Here is a 17,428-nt window from a genome sequence, read left to right as displayed (position 1 = left end):
CGCACATGCGAAGGTGTGCCATGCCCCTGAGCCACCCCCGTCGTTCGGCGCTGTCCGAGCAGGTCATCGCCGCGCTGCGGAACCAGATCACCTCGGGCGAGTGGCCGGTCGGCTCCCGGATCCCGACCGAGCCGGAGCTGGTCGAACAGCTCGGGGTCGCCCGCAACACGGTCCGCGAGGCCGTCCGCGCGCTCGCGCACAACGGCCTGCTGGACATCCGCCAGGGCTCGGGCACATACGTCGTGGCGACCAGCGAGCTGGCGGGCGTGATGCACCGCCGCTTCGCGGACGCCGACCCCCGGCACATCGCCGAACTGCGCTCCACGCTGGAGTCCGCGGCGGCGCAGCTGGCGGCCGAGCGGCGCACCGAGAAGGACCTCAAGCAGCTGGACGCCCTGCTCGTACGGCGTGAGGAGGCCTGGGAGTCGGGCGACACAGAGGCCTTCGTGACGGCCGACGCGACCCTGCACATGGCCGTGGTGGCGGCCTCCCACAACGACGTCATGACGGCGATGTACGCCGACCTGGGCGAGGTGCTGCGGGACTGGCTGCGCGCGGACGTCGGCGAGGAGCTGACCCCGGAGACGTACATGGACCACACGCCGCTCGTGGACGCGATCCGCGCGGGGGACGCGGGGGCGGCCGGGGCGGAGGCCGCGAGCTATCCGTTCGTGTGCCGCCCGGGGCGGTTCGAATCGCCCTCTTCGTAGTTGCCCTCTTCCTAGTTGCCCTCTTCGTAGTCGCCCTGTTCGTAAGGGCTCAACTCGCCCGCTTCTGGTGGCTGACCCACACCGCGCGGACGTCCTCCCAGCAGCGGCCCGTCAGTCGTACGGTCTGTGCCGGTCCGGCGTCGGTCCCGGTGCCGTCGCTGTCGACGTCCCACCAGCGGTCGCACTCGATGTGCAGGCTGACGCGGTCGGTCTGGGGGTACGGGTTGTGGCAGTACGCGATCACGTGCGAGCCGTGGACGGTGGTGTGGCAGGCGGCGCCGAACAGCTGGGGTGCGGCCGGTTTTCGGGCCTCCACGCGTGCGTGGGGGATCGCCTCGTACGCCATGGAGATGACGAGAGCGACGGCGACGGTCACTGAGGCCAGGCTGCGGGACAGGCGCACAAGGGGAACCTCCTCGGCGGTGCTGGGGAGGGAATCGCGTGGTGAACGCGTAATCCAGAGTGCGCAGTTGTGATGCGCCCCCGCCCGGCCGGAGGGGCCGAACGGGTGACGCCCCGCTCCCCGCGCGGTGCGGGAAACGGGGCGTCGACGCCGTAGGAGAGGCCGGGCCGGGAGGTCAGGCTCCGATGGCGTGGAGGCCGCCGTCGACGTGGATGATCTCGCCGGTGGTCTTCGGGAACCAGTCGCTCAGCAGGGCGACGATGCCCTTGCCGGCCGGCTCCGGGTCCTTGAGGTCCCACTCCAGGGGGGAGCGGTTGTCCCACACGGACGCCAGCTCGTCGAAGCCCGGGATGGACTTGGCGGCCATCGAGCCGAGCGGGCCCGCCGAGATCAGGTTGCAGCGGATGTTCTGCTTGCCCAGGTCGCGCGCGAGGTAGCGGCTGGTGGCCTCCAGGGCGGCCTTGGCCGGGCCCATCCAGTCGTACTGCGGCCACGCGAAGGACGCGTCGAAGGTGAGGCCGACGACCGAGCCGCCGTTCTGCATCAGCGGCAGGCAGGCCATGGTCAGCGACTTCAGGGAGAACGCCGAGACGTGCATGGCGGTGGCGACCGACGAGAAGGGCGTGTTGAGGAAGTTGCCGCCGAGCGCGTCCGGCGGCGCGAAGCCGATGGAGTGCACGACACCGTCGAGGCCGCCCAGCTCCTCGCCGACGACGTCGGCGAGACGCGCGAGGTGCTCGTCGTTCGTCACGTCGAGCTCGATGACCTTGGTGGGCTTGGGGAGCTTCTTGGCGATGCGCTCGGTCAGCGTGGGCCGCGGGAACGCGGTCAGGATGATCTCCGCGCCCTGCTCCTGGGCCTGCTTGGCGGCGTGGAAGGCGATGGAGGACTCCAGCAGCACACCGCTGATCAGGACGCGCTTGCCCTCGAGAATTCCGCTCATGGTGATCAGTGACCCATTCCCAGTCCGCCGTCAACGGGGATGACGGCTCCAGTGATGTACGAGGCGTCGTCCGAGGCGAGGAACCGCACCGTCGCGGCGACCTCCTCGGGCTGCGCGTACCGGCCGAGCGGCACCTGCTTGATGATGCCCTCGCGCTGCTCGTCGGTGAGCACCTTGGTCATGTCGGTGTCGACGAAGCCGGGCGCGACGACGTTGAAGGTGATGTTGCGCGAGCCCAGCTCACGGGCGAGGGAGCGCGCGAAGCCGACGAGGGCGGCCTTGGAGGCGGCGTAGTTCGACTGGCCGGGGCCGCCCATCAGGCCGACGACCGACGAGATCAGGATGACGCGGCCCTTCTTGGCGCGCAGCATGGCGCGGTTGGCGCGCTTGACGACGCGGAAGGTGCCGGTGAGGTTGGTGTCGATGACCGACGTGAAGTCGTCCTCGGACATGCGCATCAGGAGCTGGTCCTTGGTGACGCCGGCGTTGGCGATCAGGACCTCGACCGGGCCGTGCTCGGCCTCGATCTCCTTGTAGGCCTGCTCCACCTGCTCGGAGTCGGTGATGTCGCACTTCACGGCCAGGCAGCCCAATTCAAGGAGGGCGGCCGGCGGCTCACCCGAGCGGTACGTGATGGCGACCTTGTCGCCGGCGTCGGCGAACGCACGGGCGATGGCGAGGCCGATGCCCCGGTTGCCTCCGGTGACGAGAACCGAGCGGCTCAACGGATCACCCTTTCGATAGCGGTCCTGCACGCCTGCCCGGTACACCTGGTCGACAGGCGGCTTTATCGAAAACCTATCGGTCCGCTCCCGTCTCGGGACAATCGGGCACCGACAGTGGCTTACGGGACTCGCTGTCGGGTCCCTACAGAATGTGCCGACGCGGCGCGGAAACGTGTGGTCCCCGAACCCGCTCGCGCGACATGATCGGACCCGACAGGCCACGACAGCAGGGAGACCTCCGTGCCCCATTCCATCGACGAAGCCTTCACGGCACTTCCGCTACGCGCCCTGGCCGACGCCGCGCTGGCACGCGCGCGTGCGCTCGGGGCGGAGCACGCGGACTTCCGGTTCGAGCGGGTGCGCAGCGCGTCCTGGCGGCTGCGGGACGCGCGGCCGGCCGGTACGTCGGACACCACCGACCTCGGGTACGCGGTGCGGGTCGTGCACGGCGGCACCTGGGGGTTCGCGTCGGGGGTGGACCTGAGTCTCGACGCCGCCGCCAAGGTCGCCTCGCAGGCGGTGGCGATGGCGAAGCTCTCCGCCCAGGTGATCAAGGCGGCCGGGTCGGACGAGCGCGTCGAGCTGGCCGCCGAGCCCGTGCACGAGGAGCGGACGTGGATCTCGTCGTACGAGATCGATCCGTTCTCGGTGCCCGACGAGGAGAAGGCGGGGCTGCTCGCGGACTGGAGTGCCCGGCTGCTCGCGGCGGACGGCGTCAACCACGTGGACGCGTCGCTGCTCACCGTGCACGAGAACAAGTTCTACGCCGACACCGCAGGGACGGTGACCACCCAGCAGCGGGTCCGGCTGCATCCGCAGCTGAACGCGGTGTCGGTCGACGAGTCGAGCGGTGAGTTCGACTCCATGCGCACCATCGCGCCGCCCGTGGGCCGCGGCTGGGAGTACCTGACGGGCACCGGCTGGGACTGGGACGAGGAGCTGGCGCGCATCCCCGAGCTGCTCGCCGAGAAGATGCGCGCGCCGAGCGTCGAGGCGGGCCTGTACGACCTCGTCGTCGACCCGTCCAACCTGTGGCTGACGATCCACGAGTCCATCGGCCACGCCACCGAACTGGACCGCGCGCTCGGCTACGAGGCCGCCTACGCCGGCACCTCCTTCGCCACCTTCGACAAACTCGGCAAGCTGAAGTACGGCTCCGAGCGGATGAACGTCACCGGTGACCGCACCGCCGAACACGGCCTCGCGACCATCGGCTACGACGACGAGGGCGTCGAGGGCCAGTCCTGGGACCTCGTCAAGGACGGCACCCTGGTGGGCTACCAACTCGACCGCCGCATCGCCAGGTTGACCGGCTTCGACCGCTCGAACGGCTGCGCGTACGCCGACTCCCCCGGCCATGTGCCGGTGCAGCGCATGGCCAACGTGTCGTTGCAGCCGGACCCTGCGGGGCTGTCCACGGAGGACCTGATCGGCGGGGTCGACCGCGGGATCTACGTGGTGGGCGACCGGTCGTGGTCGATCGACATGCAGCGCTACAACTTCCAGTTCACCGGGCAACGGTTCTTCAAGATCGAGAACGGGCGGATCACCGGACAGCTGCGGGACGTCGCCTACCAGGCGACGACCACCGACTTCTGGGGGTCCATGGCGGCCGTCGGCGGTCCGCAGACCTACGTCCTGGGCGGCGCCTTCAACTGCGGCAAGGCCCAGCCGGGCCAGGTCGCCTCGGTCTCGCACGGCTGCCCGTCGGCCCTCTTCACGGGCGTCAACATCCTCAACACCACGCAGGAGGCCGGTCGATGAGTCCTCGTACGAACAAGCCGCACGAGATCGTCGAGCGCGCCCTCGCACTGTCGCGGGCCGACGGCTGTGTCGTCATCGCCGACGAGCAGTCGACCGCCAACCTCCGCTGGGCGGGCAACGCGCTGACCACGAACGGCGTCACGCGCGGGCGCACGCTCACCGTCATCGCGACGGTCGACGGCAAGGAGGGCACGGCCTCGGGGGTCGTGTCCCGGTCCGCCGTCACCCCGGAGGAGCTGGAACCGCTGGTGCGGGCCGCCGAGGCCGCCGCGCGGGGTGCCGCGCCCGCCGAGGACGCACAGCCGCTCGTCACCGGCGTACCGGAGTCGCCCGACTTCACGGACGCGCCCGCCGAGACCTCGTCCTCCGTCTTCACCGACTTCGCGCCGGCGCTCGGCGAATCCTTCGCACGCGCGCGTGCGGGCGGTCGCGAGCTGTACGGCTTCGCCAACCACGAGCTGGTGACCAGCTACCTGGGTACGTCGACGGGGCTGCGCCTGCGCCACGACCAGCCCAACGGGACGCTGGAGCTGAACGCCAAGTCCCCGGACCGTACGCGCTCGGCCTGGGCCGGCCGCTCGACCCGGGACTTCAAGGACGTCGACCCGGCGGCCCTGGACGCCGAGTTGGCCGTACGGCTGGGCTGGGCGGAGCGGAAGATCCAGTTGCCCGCGGGCCGGTACGAGACGCTGCTGCCGCCGACCGCGGTCGCGGACCTGCTGATCTACCAGATGTGGTCGGCGTCGGGCCGGGACGCGGTCGAGGGGCGCACGGTGTTCTCCAAGCCGGGCGGCGGCACCCGCGTCGGCGAGAAGCTCACCGAGCTGCCGTTGTCGCTGCGCAGCGACCCGAACGAGCCGGGACTGGAGTCCGCGCCGTTCGTGCTCGCGCACACCTCCGGCGGCGACCAGTCGGTGTTCGACAACGGGCTGCCGCTGACGGCCACCGACTGGGTGCGCGAGGGCGAGCTGGAGCATCTGCTGACCAGTCGGCACAGCGCGGGGCTGACCGGGCTGCCGGTGGCGCCGTCGATCGACAACCTGATCCTCAGCGGGGGCGAGGACCGCTCCCTGGAGGAGATGGTCGCGAACACCGAGCGCGGGCTGCTGCTGACCTGCCTCTGGTACATCCGCGAGGTCGACCCGGCGACGCTGCTGCTCACCGGGCTGACCCGGGACGGCGTCTACCTCGTCGAGAACGGCGAGGTCAGCGGCGAGGTGAACAACTTCCGGTTCAACGAGTCGCCGGTGGACCTGCTGGGGCGGGCGACCGAGGCGGGGCGGACGGAAAAGACGCTGCCGAGGGAATGGAGCGACTGGTTCACTAGGGCCGCGATGCCCGCGCTGCGGGTGCCGGACTTCAATATGAGCTCTGTCAGTCAGGGCGTATAACCTCGTACCTGATTCACGAGACCATCCCAAGGAGATACGAGAACCGTGACGGACATCGTCGACGAACTGCAGTGGCGCGGGCTCATCGCCCTCTCCACTGACGAGGACGCATTGCGCAAGGCGTTCGCGGACGGTCCCGTCACGTTCTATTGCGGTTTCGACCCGACCGCGCCCAGCCTGCACCTCGGCAACCTCGTGCAGATCCTGACGATGCGCCGGATCCAGCAGGCGGGCAACCGTCCGCTGGGCCTGGTCGGCGGCGCCACGGGCCTGATCGGCGACCCGAAGCCCAACGCGGAGCGGACGCTCAACTCGCCCGACGTCGTGGCCAATTGGGTGGAGCGGCTGCGCGCGCAGATCGCTCCGCTGCTGGACTTCGAGGGCCCGCACGCCGCGATCATGGTCAACAACCTGGACTGGACCCAGGGCCTGTCGGCCATCGAGTTCCTGCGGGACGTGGGCAAGCACTTCCGGGTCAACAAGATGATCGCGAAGGAGGCCGTCTCCCGTCGGCTCAACTCCGACGCGGGCATCAGCTACACCGAGTTCAGCTACCAGATCCTCCAGGGCATGGACTTCCTGGAGCTGTACCGCAGGCACGGGTGCACGCTCCAGACCGGCGGCAGCGACCAGTGGGGCAACCTCACCTCCGGCACCGACCTGATCCACCGGGTCGACCCGGAGGCCGTGGTGCACGCGCTCGGCACCCCGCTGATCACGAAGGCCGACGGCACCAAGTTCGGCAAGACGGAGTCCGGCACGGTCTGGCTCGACCCCGAGATGACCACGCCGTACGCCTTCTACCAGTTCTGGCTGAACGCGGACGACCGGGACGTCTCCAAGTTCCTGCGCATCTTCAGCTTCCGGTCCCACGAGGAGATCGAGGAGCTGGAGCGGCAGACCGAGGAGCGTCCCCAGGCCCGCGCCGCCCAGCGCGCGCTCGCCGAGGAGCTGACGACGCTGGTGCACGGAGCCGAGCAGACGGCCGCGGTGACCGCCGCGTCCAAGGCGCTCTTCGGGCAGGGCGAGCTGGCGGAGCTGGACGAGCGGACGCTGGCCGCGTCGCTCTCCGAGGTGCCGCATGTCCAGGTCGCCGAACTCGGCCCGGTCGTCGACCTGTTCGCCGAGGTCGGCCTGGTGGCGAGCAAGTCCGCAGCCCGCCGCACGGTGAAGGAGGGCGGCGCGTACGTGAACAACGTGAAGGTCGCCGCCGAGGATGCCGTGCCGGCGAAGGAAGATCTGCTGCACGGGCGGTGGCTGGTGCTTCGGCGGGGGAAGAAGAACCTTGCCGCGGTGGAGGTCACGGGCGCGTGAGTGCTTGAGGTATGACGAGGGGTGGTCTCCCGGTTCGGGAGACCACCCCTCGTCATACGACTGTCAGGCTCGTTGTTTGTTCTTGCCGATTGTCGCCATGTAGGCCATGTCGACCACGAAGACGATGATGATCGCGGCGATGAGCTGGAACGCGTGGCGGCTCCAGTCGATGCCGCTGGTCGCGTCGACGCCGGCCGCTCGGGCGATCGCGTTGCCGACGATGGCGCCGAGAATGCCGCAGATGGTGGTCAGCCAGAGCGGACTGTGCTGCTTGCCCGGGATGATCGCCTTCGCGATCAGGCCCAGCACGAATCCCACGATGATCGCCCACAACCAGCCCATGGCTGCCTCCTTGTACGGCTCGACGTACAGCTCGACGTTCGACGTGAGCATTACGCCAAGTGTGGGTCCGGTCGCCGTACGGCGCATGTCGGGTACGGCCATACGCGCTACGGCGCAGATCCGTCGCCCGGACCGGAGGTCCCCCGGTCTCGAAGGCGGCGGAGGCGCGGCGTAACGTAGGACGTGTCGGGGCCCGGTTCCCGGATCGGGTGCGAACCGGTGTGCGGGCCGGGGAGAGTCCGATGCGGGCGGATGGTGGAATGTGATGCGGAAGCTGCACGGCGAAGGCAACGCCCAGGTGTTCCGGATCACCGGAGCCCGGACGGGACTCGCGGAGGACATCCGCGGTCGGCAGCGCCGGTACGTCATCTCGATGTCGATCCGTACGGCGTCGGTGATCCTCGCCGTCTCGTTGTGGAACGTCGAACGGCACGTCGCGATCGTCGCGTTGGTGCTCGGTGTGCTGCTTCCCTATGTCGCCGTGGTGATCGCGAACGCCGGGCGGGAGAACGCGCCGGGGCTTCCGTCGACGTTCGTCACCGCTCCGCTGCGGCCGATGATCGCACCGCCGCGCTCCGACGGGGCGTTCGCGGAACCCGTCCCGGAAGGGGCCGTGCCCGAGCCGACGCCGGGTGCGGGAGGCGAACCGTACGACCGGTCGTGACCATGGCGAACGTGCCAGAAACGGAAGTCGGCTCCGCATCGAGCTCAAGAAAAGCTCAGATCAATCATGTTGTTCCGGTGCCGAGCGACCGGTTACCCGTGACATACTTCGTACGCGCTCCGCATCCCCCGTCGGAGCGACAGACCGACGCCGGGCAGCTCCCCCCGTGGCTGCTCGGCGTCGCCTTTTCAGCGCATCTGTGAGACGAATTCCGTGAGTTCCCGTGAGTGACGAGACACCGATCTGCTCCGCGAAGGGCTGCCGCTCCGACGCCGTGTGGGTCCTCGCGTGGAACAACCCGAAGATCCATACGCCGGAGCGACGCAAGACGTGGCTCGCGTGCGAGGAGCATCGCGAGCATCTCTCCCAGTTCCTCGGTGTACGCGCATTCCTGAAGGACGTCGTCAAGTTCGAGGACTGGGAAGCGCCCGAGGGTTCGTAAGCCTTGCGGGCCTGCGGGGGTCGCTCAGCCGCCGATCGCGGACATCGGGCGGTCGGGCTGGAGGAACGACGGGTCGTCCAGGCCCGAGCCCGCCTTCTTGCCCCACATCGCCAGGCGCCAGATGCGGGCGATCTCGGCGTCGGGGGCGTCGGAGCGCAGGGCGGTGCGGAGGTCGGTCTCCTCGCGGGCGAACAGGCAGTTGCGTATCTGGCCGTCGGCGGTGAGGCGGGTGCGGTCGCAGGCTCCGCAGAACGGGCGGGTGACCGAGGCGATGACGCCCACGCGGTGCGGGCCGCCGTCCACGATCCAGCGTTCGGCCGGGGCCGAGCCGCGTTCGTCGGAACTTTCGGGGGTCAGCTCGAAGCGGGTGCGGAGGGAGGCGAGGATGTCGCCGGCCGTGACCATGCCGTCGCGCTTCCAGCCGTGCTGGGCGTCCAGGGGCATCTGCTCGATGAAGCGCAGTTCGTAGTCGCGCTCGACGGCCCAGGCCAGCAGGTCCGGGGCCTCGTCGGCGTTGAGTCCCGGCATCAGCACCGAGTTGATCTTCACCGGGGTCAGGCCCGCGTCGTGGGCGGCTTCCAGGCCGGCGAGGACGTCCTTGAGGCGGTCGCGGCGGGTGAGGGTCTTGAAGACGTCCGGGCGCAGGGTGTCCAGGGAGACGTTGACCCGGTCCAGGCCCGCCTTCCTCAGGGCGGTCGCCGTGCGCTTGAGGCCGATGCCGTTGGTCGTGAGGGACATCTGCGGGCGGGGCTCCAGGGCCGCGACCCGCTCGACGATGCCGACCAGGCCGGGGCGCAGCAGGGGCTCGCCGCCGGTGAAGCGGACCTCCTCGATACCGAGGGAGGTGACCGCGATGTCGATCAGGCGGACGATCTCGTCGTCCGTGAGGAGGTCGGGCTTCGCCAGCCACTGCAGGCCCTCCTCGGGCATGCAGTACGTACACCGGAGGTTGCACCGGTCGGTCAGCGAAACCCTCAGGTCGGTGGCCACTCGGCCATAGGTGTCGATGAGCACGTGGGCCCCCTCCCTCGATTTTGATCGCATGTTTTCCGACACCTGCGAGCCTACGCGACACCACTGACAACGAGAGCGGCCCGATCCCACGAGGTACGACGAGGCCGCGTCGTAGGGATCTACGACGCGGCCGTCGGCGTGGGGGGACTCGGAGCGGATCAGTGGGCTCCGGTGCCGGTCAGGGACCGTACCTCCAGTTCCGCGTACTTGGCGGTGTCCGGCTCCTCCTTGGAGAGGATCGTGCCGAGCCAGCCCAGCAGGAAGCCGACGGGGATGGAGATGATGCCCGGGTTCTCCAGGGGGAACCAGTGGAAGTCGACGCCGGGGAACATCGACGCGGGTTTGCCCGAGACCACGGGCGAGAACAGGACCAGACCGACCGCGGTGACCAGACCGCCGTAGATCGACCACAGGGCTCCTGGAGTGGTGAAGCGCTTCCAGAAGAGGCTGTAGAGGATCGTCGGGAGGTTGGCGGAGGCGGCTACCGCGAAGGCGAGGGCGACCAGGCCGGCGACGTTCAGGTCGCGGGCGAGGGCGCCGAGGACGATGGAGACGGCGCCGATGCCGACCGTGGCGTAGCGGGCGGCGGACATCTCCTGCTTCTCCGTGGCCTGGCCCCGCTTGATGACGTTCGCGTAGATGTCGTGGGCGAACGAGGAGGACGAGGCCAGGGTCAGGCCGGCGACGACCGCGAGGATCGTGGCGAAGGCGACCGCCGAGATGGTGGCCAGGAGGATGGCGCCCCAGTTGGAGTCGACGCCGCCCAGATGGAGGGCCAGGAGGGGGGCCGCCGTGTTGCCCGCCTTGTTGGAGGCGATGATCTCGTCGGGTTTGATCAGTGCCGCCGCGCCGAAGCCGAGGGCCAAGGTCATCAGGTAGAAGGCGCCGATCAGGCCGATGGCCCAGATGACCGACTTACGGGCGGCCTTGGCGGTCGGCACCGTGTAGAAGCGGATCAGGATGTGCGGCAGACCCGCGGTGCCGAGGACCAGGGCCAGGCCCAGGGAGATGAAGTCCAGCTTGGTGGTGCCGGTGGCGCCGTACTTGAGGCCGGGGTTCAGGAAGGCGGAGCCCTTGCCGCTGTTGGAGGCGGCCTTGCCGAGCAGGTCGGAGACGTTGAAGTTGAACTTCAGCAGCACCAGGAAGGTCAGCAGCAGGGCACCCGCGATGAGCAGGCAGGCCTTGACCATCTGGACCCAGGTGGTGCCCTTCATGCCGCCGATGGTGACGTACACGATCATCAGGACGCCCACCAGGGCGACGATGCCGATCTTGCCGGCGTCGGTGGTGATGCCGAGGAGCAGGGAGACCAGGACGCCCGCGCCGGCCATCTGGGCCAGCAGGTAGAAGATCGACACCACGATGGTCGAGGTGCCGGCCGCCGTACGGACCGGGCGCTGGCGCATGCGGTACGCGAGGACGTCGCCCATGGTGTAGCGGCCGGAGTTGCGCAGCGGTTCGGCCACCAGGAGCAGGGCGACCAGCCAGGCGACCAGGAAGCCGATGGAGTACAGGAAGCCGTCGTAGCCGAAGAGGGCGATGGCGCCCGCGATCCCCAGGAAGGACGCGGCGGACATGTAGTCGCCGGAGACGGCGAGGCCGTTCTGGAAGGCGGTGAACTGGCGGCCGCCCGCGTAGAAGTCGGCGGCGCTCTTGGTCTGACGGCCCGCCCATACGGTGATGACGAGTGTCGCGGCGACGAAGACCGCGAACAGGGTGATGATCAGCGGCCGGTGCTGGCTCGCCTCGCCGGCGGCCAGGGTGATCGCGGGGCTCATGCGCCGCCCTCCATCCGGGACTTGATGGCATCGGCCTTGGGGTCGAGCTTCGTGGCGGAGTACCGCGCGGACCACCAGGCGATGAGGAACGTGGTCAGGAACTGGCCGAGGCCCAGGACGAGGGCGACGTTGATGTTGCCGACGACCTTGGTGTCCATGAAGTCGCCCGCGTAGTTGGACAGCAGGACGTACAGGAGGTACCAGGCGATGAAGGCGACGGTCAGCGGGAACGCGAACGAGCGGTGGGCGTGGCGCAGTTCGGCGAACTCCGCGCTCTCCTGGACCTGTTCGAACTCCTCGGTGGTCGGGAGTTTGCGTTCGGCTTTCGAGGGTGGCGGTGTCTCGGTGGCCACGGTGTCTCCTCGCGTTGCGGAGCTGCGGGTTCTGATCGGACTTGGCGCTTCCTGCCCAAGGGCACGGCGCGACACGTCGACCGGTTCAACGCCTTTGACTTCTTTCGGTAGTCGCCTTTGGGAAATCATTGCTGGCCGGCCGCCACGGGAGATAACTTCAGGTCTGCACCACTCGTCATGTACCTGCCCGAGCGCGCCACCACGTCTCGGGCCGTTTCGTTTTCGGATGATGTGGAGATCCCATGGCTCATCTGCGCCCCAGACGCCGGCTCGCCCTGGCCGTCCCGGTCGTGCTGTCGCTGACCGCCTCGCTCGGCTTCCTTCCGTCGGCGGCCTCGGCGGTCCCGGTCGCGGGGACCACCGCGCAGACCGCTGACGCGCCCAGCCTCGCGTATGTGGTCAACACTCGGTTGGACCACTGGACGATCAACTCGGTCAAGAAGGCGATCAATGCGGCCGGCGGCACCATCGTGGTGACGTACGAGAAGATCGGTGTGATCGTCGTGCACTCGGCGAACCCCGACTTCGGGACGGTCATCCGCAAGGTGCGCGGTGTGCAGTCGGCCGGTGCCACGCGCACCGCGCCGCTGAGCCTGGCCTCGACGACCGACGAGGGCTCGGTGCAGTACCTCTCCAAGGAGCAGGCCGCGAAGACGGCGAGGGCCTCCGCTGCCGCCGGTGACAGCGAGCCTCTTGAGGCCGACCAGTGGGACCTGCCCGCGATCGGTGCCGACAAGGCCGCGAAGATCAACCCGGGCAGCAAGAGCGTGACGGTCGCCGTCATCGACGTCGGCGTCGACGACACCCACCCGGACATCGCCCCGAACTTCTCCCCCTCGCAGTCCGCGAACTGCGTGGGCGGCAAGGCGGACACGACATACGGCTCCTGGCGCCCCGTGGACTCCGCCCACTACCACGGCACGCATGTCGCGGGTGAGATCGCCGCCGCCCGCAACGGCATCGGTGTGGCGGGGGTCGCGCCGGGTGTGAAGGTCTCCGGGATCACGGTGGCCGAGCCGGACTCGAGTCAGCTGTTCTACCCGGAGAGCGTGGTCTGCGCGTTCGTGTTCGCCGCGGATCACGGCGTGGAGATCACCAACAACAGCTACTACGTTGATCCTTGGCTGTACAACTGCATGGACGATCCCGATCAACGTGCCATCGTGGACGCTGTCAACAGGGCCCAGCTGTACGCCCAGAGCAAGGGCACGCTCAATGTCGCCGCGGCCGGCAACTCCAACGACGACCTCGACTCGGACGCCCTGGTCGACGACTCCAGCCCCGACGACTCGACCGCGGTGACGCGGACGGTCGACCCGCACGAGTGCTTCGACGTGCCGACCCAGCTGCCGGGCATCGTCACGGTCAGCTCGGTCGGCGTCAAGAAGGCCAAGTCGTACTTCTCCAGCTACGGCCAGGGCGTGATCGACGTGTCGGCGCCGGGCGGGGACGCGCGGCAGATCCCGGACACCCCGTCGAAGAACGGCCGCATCCTGTCCACGCTGCCGAACAACACGTACGGCTACCTCCAGGGCACCTCGATGGCGACCCCGCACGTCGCCGCCGTGGCCGCGCTGCTGAAGTCCACCCACCCGTACGCCACTCCGGCGCAGTTGCAGGCGCTGCTGAAGGCCGAGGCGGACAACCCGGGCTGCCCGACCGACCCGTACGACACCAACGGCGACGGCGTCGTGGACGCGACCTGCGTGGGCGGCAAGCGCGTCAACGGCTTCTACGGGTTCGGCATCGTCAACGCACTGCGGGCGGTGAAGTAGACAAGACACCCGTCGACGGGCCGGGCGGATCTCCGCCCGGCCCGTTCGTGCGTACAGGCATCCCTACATATATTGATTGAATCAATACTGCATAGTTCAATCATGACTGACATCAAGGTGGCATGGGCAGCGACGGGCGGCGATCCCGCCCTGGTCTCAGGTGTCTCGACCGTCGTGCGCCAGGGGGCGCTCGAAGCGCGGCTTCCCGTACGGGAGTTGGCGCGGGCCTGCGTGGGAGCGTGCGCGTTGGCCGCCGCCGAGTTGGGAGCGCGGCGGGCCGGGCTCGCGGAGGTGCCCGGGGTGCGGGTGGACGACGGGGCCGTCGCCACGGCGTTCGTCAGTGAGCGGCATCTGTTGATCGACGGGCGGGCGCCGGTCACGTTCGCGCCGCTGTCACGGTTCTGGCGGACAGCCGACGGCTGGGTCCGCACCCACGCGAACTATCCGCACCACCGGGCGCGGCTGCTGGGCGCGTTGAAGCTGCCGGAGGACGCGTCGGTCGAGGACGTGGCCGGCGTGCTCGCCGAGCGGTCCGCCCTGGAGGTCGAGACCGCGGTGTTCGGCGCCGGAGGTCTCGCGGTCGCGTTGCGGACGGCGGAGGAGTGGGCCGCGCACCCGCAGGGGGCCGCGGTGGCCGGGCGACCGCTCGTCGAGCGCGAGCGGCTCGGCACCGCACGCGCGCGCGAACTCCCGCCGCTCGACGGCGACCCGTTGCTGCCCGCCGCCGGGGTGCGCGTGCTCGACCTGACCCGGGTGATCGCGGGCCCGGTGGCCACCCGCACGCTGGCGCTGCTGGGCGCGGACGTGCTGCGCGTGGACGCCCCGCAGTTGCCGGAGGACCCCGACGCACACGCGGACACCGGTTTCGGGAAGCGGTCGACTCGGCTGGACCTCGGCACGGCGGCCGACCGGCGGGCCTTCGAGGAGTTGCTCGCACGGGCGGACGTGGTCGTCACCGGGTACCGGCCCGGCGCTCTGGACCGGTTCGGGCTCTCCCCCGAGGCCCTGGTCGGCCGCAGGTCCGGGCTGGTCGTGGCGCAGTTGTCGGCGTGGGGCGCGTACGGGCCGTGGGGCGGCCGGCGCGGGTTCGACAGCCTGGTGCAGGTCGCCACCGGTATCGCGGCGGTCGAGGGGTCGCCGGCGCGGCCCGGTGCGCTGCCCGCGCAGGCCCTCGACCACGGGACCGGGTATCTCCTCGCGGCGGCCGTGCTGCGGGCGCTCACGGAACAGTCGGAGCAGGGCCACAGCCTCGTCCTGCGGCTGGCACTCGCGCGGACCGCGGCCTGGCTGACGACGGGCGGGGGCGAGCGGAGAGGGGTTGCGGCCGGAGAAGCGGTGGCCGGAACGGCGCACGAGGGCAAGCAGGGCCGGACGGGACACGGGGAGGGCCGGGCGGCGGACAAGCACGGCGGGACGGCGTACGCGAGCAGCCCGGCGGCACACTGGCGGGACGGAACGGCGCACGAGGAGAGCGGGACGGCGTACAACCTGCCCGACGCCTGGCTGGTCGAGACGGGCAGCGGTATCGGGCGGCTGCGGCACGCGCTGTCGCCGGTCTCCTTCACCGGCGGGCCCGCGAACTGGGCGCGTCCGCCGGGTCGTTGGGGCACTGACGCGGCTCGTTGGGCTTGATCCGGGGGTCGGCCGGAAACGTACCTATGAGCGGAATACCGTTCCGCCAGTTGTTTTGTTGCACTTGCCCGGTTATGTGACGGCTGGTGAAGATCGTGGGGTGACCTTGATACGACCGACTGTCGAGGCGGCCGGCACGAGCGGCTCCGGGCGGCGCCCCGGTACGCGTCGGGCCGTCGCCGTACTGGCCCTGGTGGGGCTCGCCGCGTTGATCCCGCTGCTCGGGCCGTCCGCCGCACTGCACGGCACCGGGGAGGCCGCCGCGCCCGGTGTCGGCGGCATCGCGCTGCTGCGGGCGGTGCTGTTCGGGGCCCTGTGCGTCCCCCTGGGTGAGCTGTTCGTGAACCGGCTGGCCCGTACCGTGCCCGGTGCTCCCTCGAACGGCCCCCGCAGTTGGGCGCCGTACGCGGCCGGTGCCGGTTTCGTCGCCGCGCTGGGGCTCGCGTCGGTCGTGGCGACGGGCAACCTGGTGCCGAGCGGCCTCGCCCAGATCGACGTCGGCGGCCTCTACCAGTCCCGTGACGGCAAGCTGGCGCTCCTGGAGGTCAACGCGTTCGCCGTGGCGGCCCTGTGCGCCCGCTCGCGCCGGCCCGGCATCCAGGTGTGGCCGCTCGCCGCCGTGGTCGTCGCGGAGGCGCTGCGCGCGCATCCGACGAGCGAGCACAGCCCGCTGGTCGGCTCCGAGCTGACCCTGGTGCACCTCACGTGTGCGGCGCTCTGGGTGGGCGGTCTGCTGCACGTGCTGCGGACCCTGCGGACGTGGCGGGGCGAGGAGGCCGGGGCCGCGTTGTTGGGGCTCTACGCGCGCGTGGCCGCCGTGCTGCTCGCCGCGATCACCGCGACAGGGGTGTGGAGTTCGCTGCGCCGGATGCCGGTCGGCACGATCCTGGACCAGCTGACGACGACGGCGTACGGGCGCACCCTGCTCGCCAAGGTGATCCTCGTCGCCACCGTCGCCGTCCTCGCGCTGTGGTCGCGGTACCGGTTGCGGCGGGCCGCCGATCCGCTGACCGCCTGCTCACCCGCGCGGGCCGAGGTCGTCGCCCTGGGGGTGGTGGTCATGGTCTCCGGACTGTTGACGGCGTTGCCGCTGCCGATCCGCTGGCATTGATCAACTGTTGGTGACCAGGACCTTCAGGGCCGTGCGCTCGTCCATCGCCTTGTAGCCGTCGGGGACGCCCTCCAGTCCGACCGTCAGGTCGAAGACGGGCGAGGGGTCGATGGTGCCGTCCAGGATGTCGGGCAGCAGTTCCGGGATGTACGCACGGACCGGCGCGACCCCGCCGCGCAGCGCGATGTTCCGGTCGAACATGACCCCGAGGTCGAGACCCGTGCCGCTGCCGTGCGGCACGCCGACGAAGCCGATCGCACCGCCGTCGCGCGTGACGTTGACGGCCGTACGCATGGACTGCTCGGTGCCGACGGCCTCGACGACGGCGTGCGCGCCCTGGCCTCGGGTGAGTTCGCGGACGGCCTCGACGGCGGCCTCGCCGCGTTCGGCGACGACGTCGGTGGCGCCGAAGCGGCGGGCGATGTCCGTGCGGGTCGTGTGACGGCCGAGCGCGATGATCCGCTCGGCGCCGAGACGCTTGGCGGCGAGCACCGCGCACAGGCCGACGGCTCCGTCGCCCACGACGGCGACGGTGGCACCCTTGCGGGCCCCCGCGCCGAGGGCCGCGTGGTGGCCGGTGCCCATGACGTCCGACAGGGTCAGCAGCGCGGACAGCAGGTGGTCGTCGGAGGCGGCCTCCTTCGGCAGCCGTACGAGGGTGCCGTCGGCGAAGGGCACGCGTACCGCCTCGCCCTGGCCGCCGTCGTAGCCCACGGCGCCCCAGAAGCCGCCGTGCACGCAGGAGGTGGTGAGGCCCTCGCGGCAGTAGTCGCAGACGCCGTCGGACCACATGAAGGGCGCGACCACGAGGTCACCGGCCTTGACGCCGTTCACCTCGGAGCCCGTCTCCTCCACGATCCCGAGGAACTCGTGCCCGATCCGCTGCCCCGGCTGCCGGGCCGCCTCACCGCGGTACGCCCACAGGTCGCTGCCGCAGATGCAGGCGCGCAGCACCCGGACCACGGCGTCGGTGGGCAGCTGCACCAGGGGCTCGGGCACGTCCTCCACGCGCATGTCGAACGGGGCGTGGATGGTGGTGGCGCGCATGGCGAGGATCCTTCTCGTCT

The 17,428-nt window shown here is 70.2% G+C and carries 17 protein-coding genes; 9 read left to right on the top strand and 8 right to left on the bottom strand.

From position 1 onward, the window contains the following. Positions 1–20: 20 nt before the first annotated feature. Positions 21–710: a FadR/GntR family transcriptional regulator gene (locus tag ACIQBL_RS27465; protein ID WP_401945726.1), complete on the top strand. Its 690-nt coding sequence runs from the start codon at positions 21–23 to the stop codon at positions 708–710. A 49-nt stretch (positions 711–759) separates the two neighbouring features. Here ACIQBL_RS27465 and ACIQBL_RS27460 read toward each other — a convergent pair whose 3' ends face one another. The 3 genes from ACIQBL_RS27460 to fabG form a co-directional block, all read right to left on the bottom strand. Next, complete coding sequence (locus ACIQBL_RS27460; protein ID WP_401945725.1) at positions 760–1,113, bottom strand: hypothetical protein; 354 nt, start codon at positions 1,111–1,113, stop codon at positions 760–762. Positions 1,114–1,288: 175 nt separating this feature from the next. Further along, entirely contained in the window at positions 1,289–2,056 is a 768-nt protein-coding gene (fabI, locus tag ACIQBL_RS27455) for an enoyl-ACP reductase FabI (RefSeq protein ID WP_401945723.1), read from the bottom strand. Positions 2,057–2,061: 5 nt separating this feature from the next. Continuing rightward, on the bottom strand, positions 2,062–2,781 hold the full coding sequence (fabG, locus tag ACIQBL_RS27450) for a 3-oxoacyl-[acyl-carrier-protein] reductase (RefSeq protein WP_401945722.1): 720 nt from the start codon (positions 2,779–2,781) through the stop codon (positions 2,062–2,064). A 240-nt stretch (positions 2,782–3,021) separates the two neighbouring features. Here fabG and ACIQBL_RS27445 point away from each other — a divergent pair, with 240 nt between their 5' ends. From ACIQBL_RS27445 to tyrS, 3 genes are read left to right on the top strand one after another with little or no spacing between them, the layout of a single operon-like run. Further along, positions 3,022–4,545, top strand: coding sequence for a TldD/PmbA family protein (locus ACIQBL_RS27445; protein WP_401945720.1), 1,524 nt, complete (start codon positions 3,022–3,024; stop codon positions 4,543–4,545). Further along, entirely contained in the window at positions 4,542–5,936 is a 1,395-nt protein-coding gene (locus tag ACIQBL_RS27440; protein ID WP_401945718.1) for a metallopeptidase TldD-related protein, read from the top strand. The genes ACIQBL_RS27445 and ACIQBL_RS27440 overlap by 4 nt, the downstream gene beginning before the upstream one ends. Positions 5,937–5,981: 45 nt before the next feature. Further along, a complete protein-coding gene (tyrS, locus tag ACIQBL_RS27435) occupies positions 5,982–7,250 on the top strand; it encodes a tyrosine--tRNA ligase (RefSeq protein ID WP_401945717.1) in 1,269 nt (422 codons plus the stop codon). A 63-nt stretch (positions 7,251–7,313) separates the two neighbouring features. Here the strand turns inward: tyrS and ACIQBL_RS27430 are convergent, their stop codons facing one another. After that, complete coding sequence (locus ACIQBL_RS27430; protein ID WP_043685229.1) at positions 7,314–7,592, bottom strand: GlsB/YeaQ/YmgE family stress response membrane protein; 279 nt, start codon at positions 7,590–7,592, stop codon at positions 7,314–7,316. 265 nt (positions 7,593–7,857) lie between these two features. Here ACIQBL_RS27430 and ACIQBL_RS27425 point away from each other — a divergent pair, with 265 nt between their 5' ends. Then, positions 7,858–8,256, top strand: coding sequence for a DUF3099 domain-containing protein (locus ACIQBL_RS27425; RefSeq protein WP_401945716.1), 399 nt, complete (start codon positions 7,858–7,860; stop codon positions 8,254–8,256). Positions 8,257–8,479: 223 nt separating this feature from the next. After that, positions 8,480–8,698, top strand: coding sequence for a hypothetical protein (locus ACIQBL_RS27420; RefSeq protein WP_401945714.1), 219 nt, complete (start codon positions 8,480–8,482; stop codon positions 8,696–8,698). A gap of 24 nt (positions 8,699–8,722) precedes the next feature. Here the strand turns inward: ACIQBL_RS27420 and moaA are convergent, their stop codons facing one another. The 3 genes from moaA to ACIQBL_RS27405 form a co-directional block, all read right to left on the bottom strand. After that, entirely contained in the window at positions 8,723–9,712 is a 990-nt protein-coding gene (gene moaA, locus ACIQBL_RS27415) for a GTP 3',8-cyclase MoaA (protein WP_401945713.1), read from the bottom strand. 158 nt (positions 9,713–9,870) lie between these two features. Continuing rightward, complete coding sequence (locus tag ACIQBL_RS27410; RefSeq protein WP_401945712.1) at positions 9,871–11,490, bottom strand: cation acetate symporter; 1,620 nt, start codon at positions 11,488–11,490, stop codon at positions 9,871–9,873. Then, positions 11,487–11,843: a DUF485 domain-containing protein gene (locus ACIQBL_RS27405; RefSeq protein WP_401945711.1), complete on the bottom strand. Its 357-nt coding sequence runs from the start codon at positions 11,841–11,843 to the stop codon at positions 11,487–11,489. The genes ACIQBL_RS27410 and ACIQBL_RS27405 overlap by 4 nt, the downstream gene beginning before the upstream one ends. A 242-nt stretch (positions 11,844–12,085) precedes the next feature. On the opposite strand from ACIQBL_RS27405, the gene ACIQBL_RS27400 reads away from it, so the two are divergent. From ACIQBL_RS27400 to ACIQBL_RS27390, 3 genes are all read left to right on the top strand, one after another. Then, positions 12,086–13,618, top strand: coding sequence for a S8 family peptidase (locus tag ACIQBL_RS27400; protein WP_401945709.1), 1,533 nt, complete (start codon positions 12,086–12,088; stop codon positions 13,616–13,618). A gap of 102 nt (positions 13,619–13,720) precedes the next feature. Further along, a complete protein-coding gene (locus ACIQBL_RS27395) occupies positions 13,721–15,250 on the top strand; it encodes a CoA transferase (RefSeq protein ID WP_401945707.1) in 1,530 nt (509 codons plus the stop codon). Positions 15,251–15,350: 100 nt separating this feature from the next. Next, the gene (locus ACIQBL_RS27390) at positions 15,351–16,361 is read left to right on the top strand and encodes a CopD family protein (RefSeq protein WP_401945706.1); all 1,011 of its coding nucleotides are present in this window, start codon (positions 15,351–15,353) and stop codon (positions 16,359–16,361) included. On the opposite strand, the gene ACIQBL_RS27385 is transcribed toward ACIQBL_RS27390, so the two are convergent. Continuing rightward, complete coding sequence (locus tag ACIQBL_RS27385; RefSeq protein ID WP_401945705.1) at positions 16,362–17,408, bottom strand: zinc-dependent alcohol dehydrogenase family protein; 1,047 nt, start codon at positions 17,406–17,408, stop codon at positions 16,362–16,364. It abuts the gene before it with no gap. Positions 17,409–17,428: the final 20 nt, after the last annotated feature.

This window comes from Streptomyces sp. NPDC088350 (assembly GCF_044753545.1).
Classification (GTDB): Bacteria; Actinomycetota; Actinomycetes; order Streptomycetales; family Streptomycetaceae; genus Streptomyces.
Note: the sequence above shows the minus strand (reverse complement) of the source record. Positions and strands in the feature narration are given on the sequence as shown.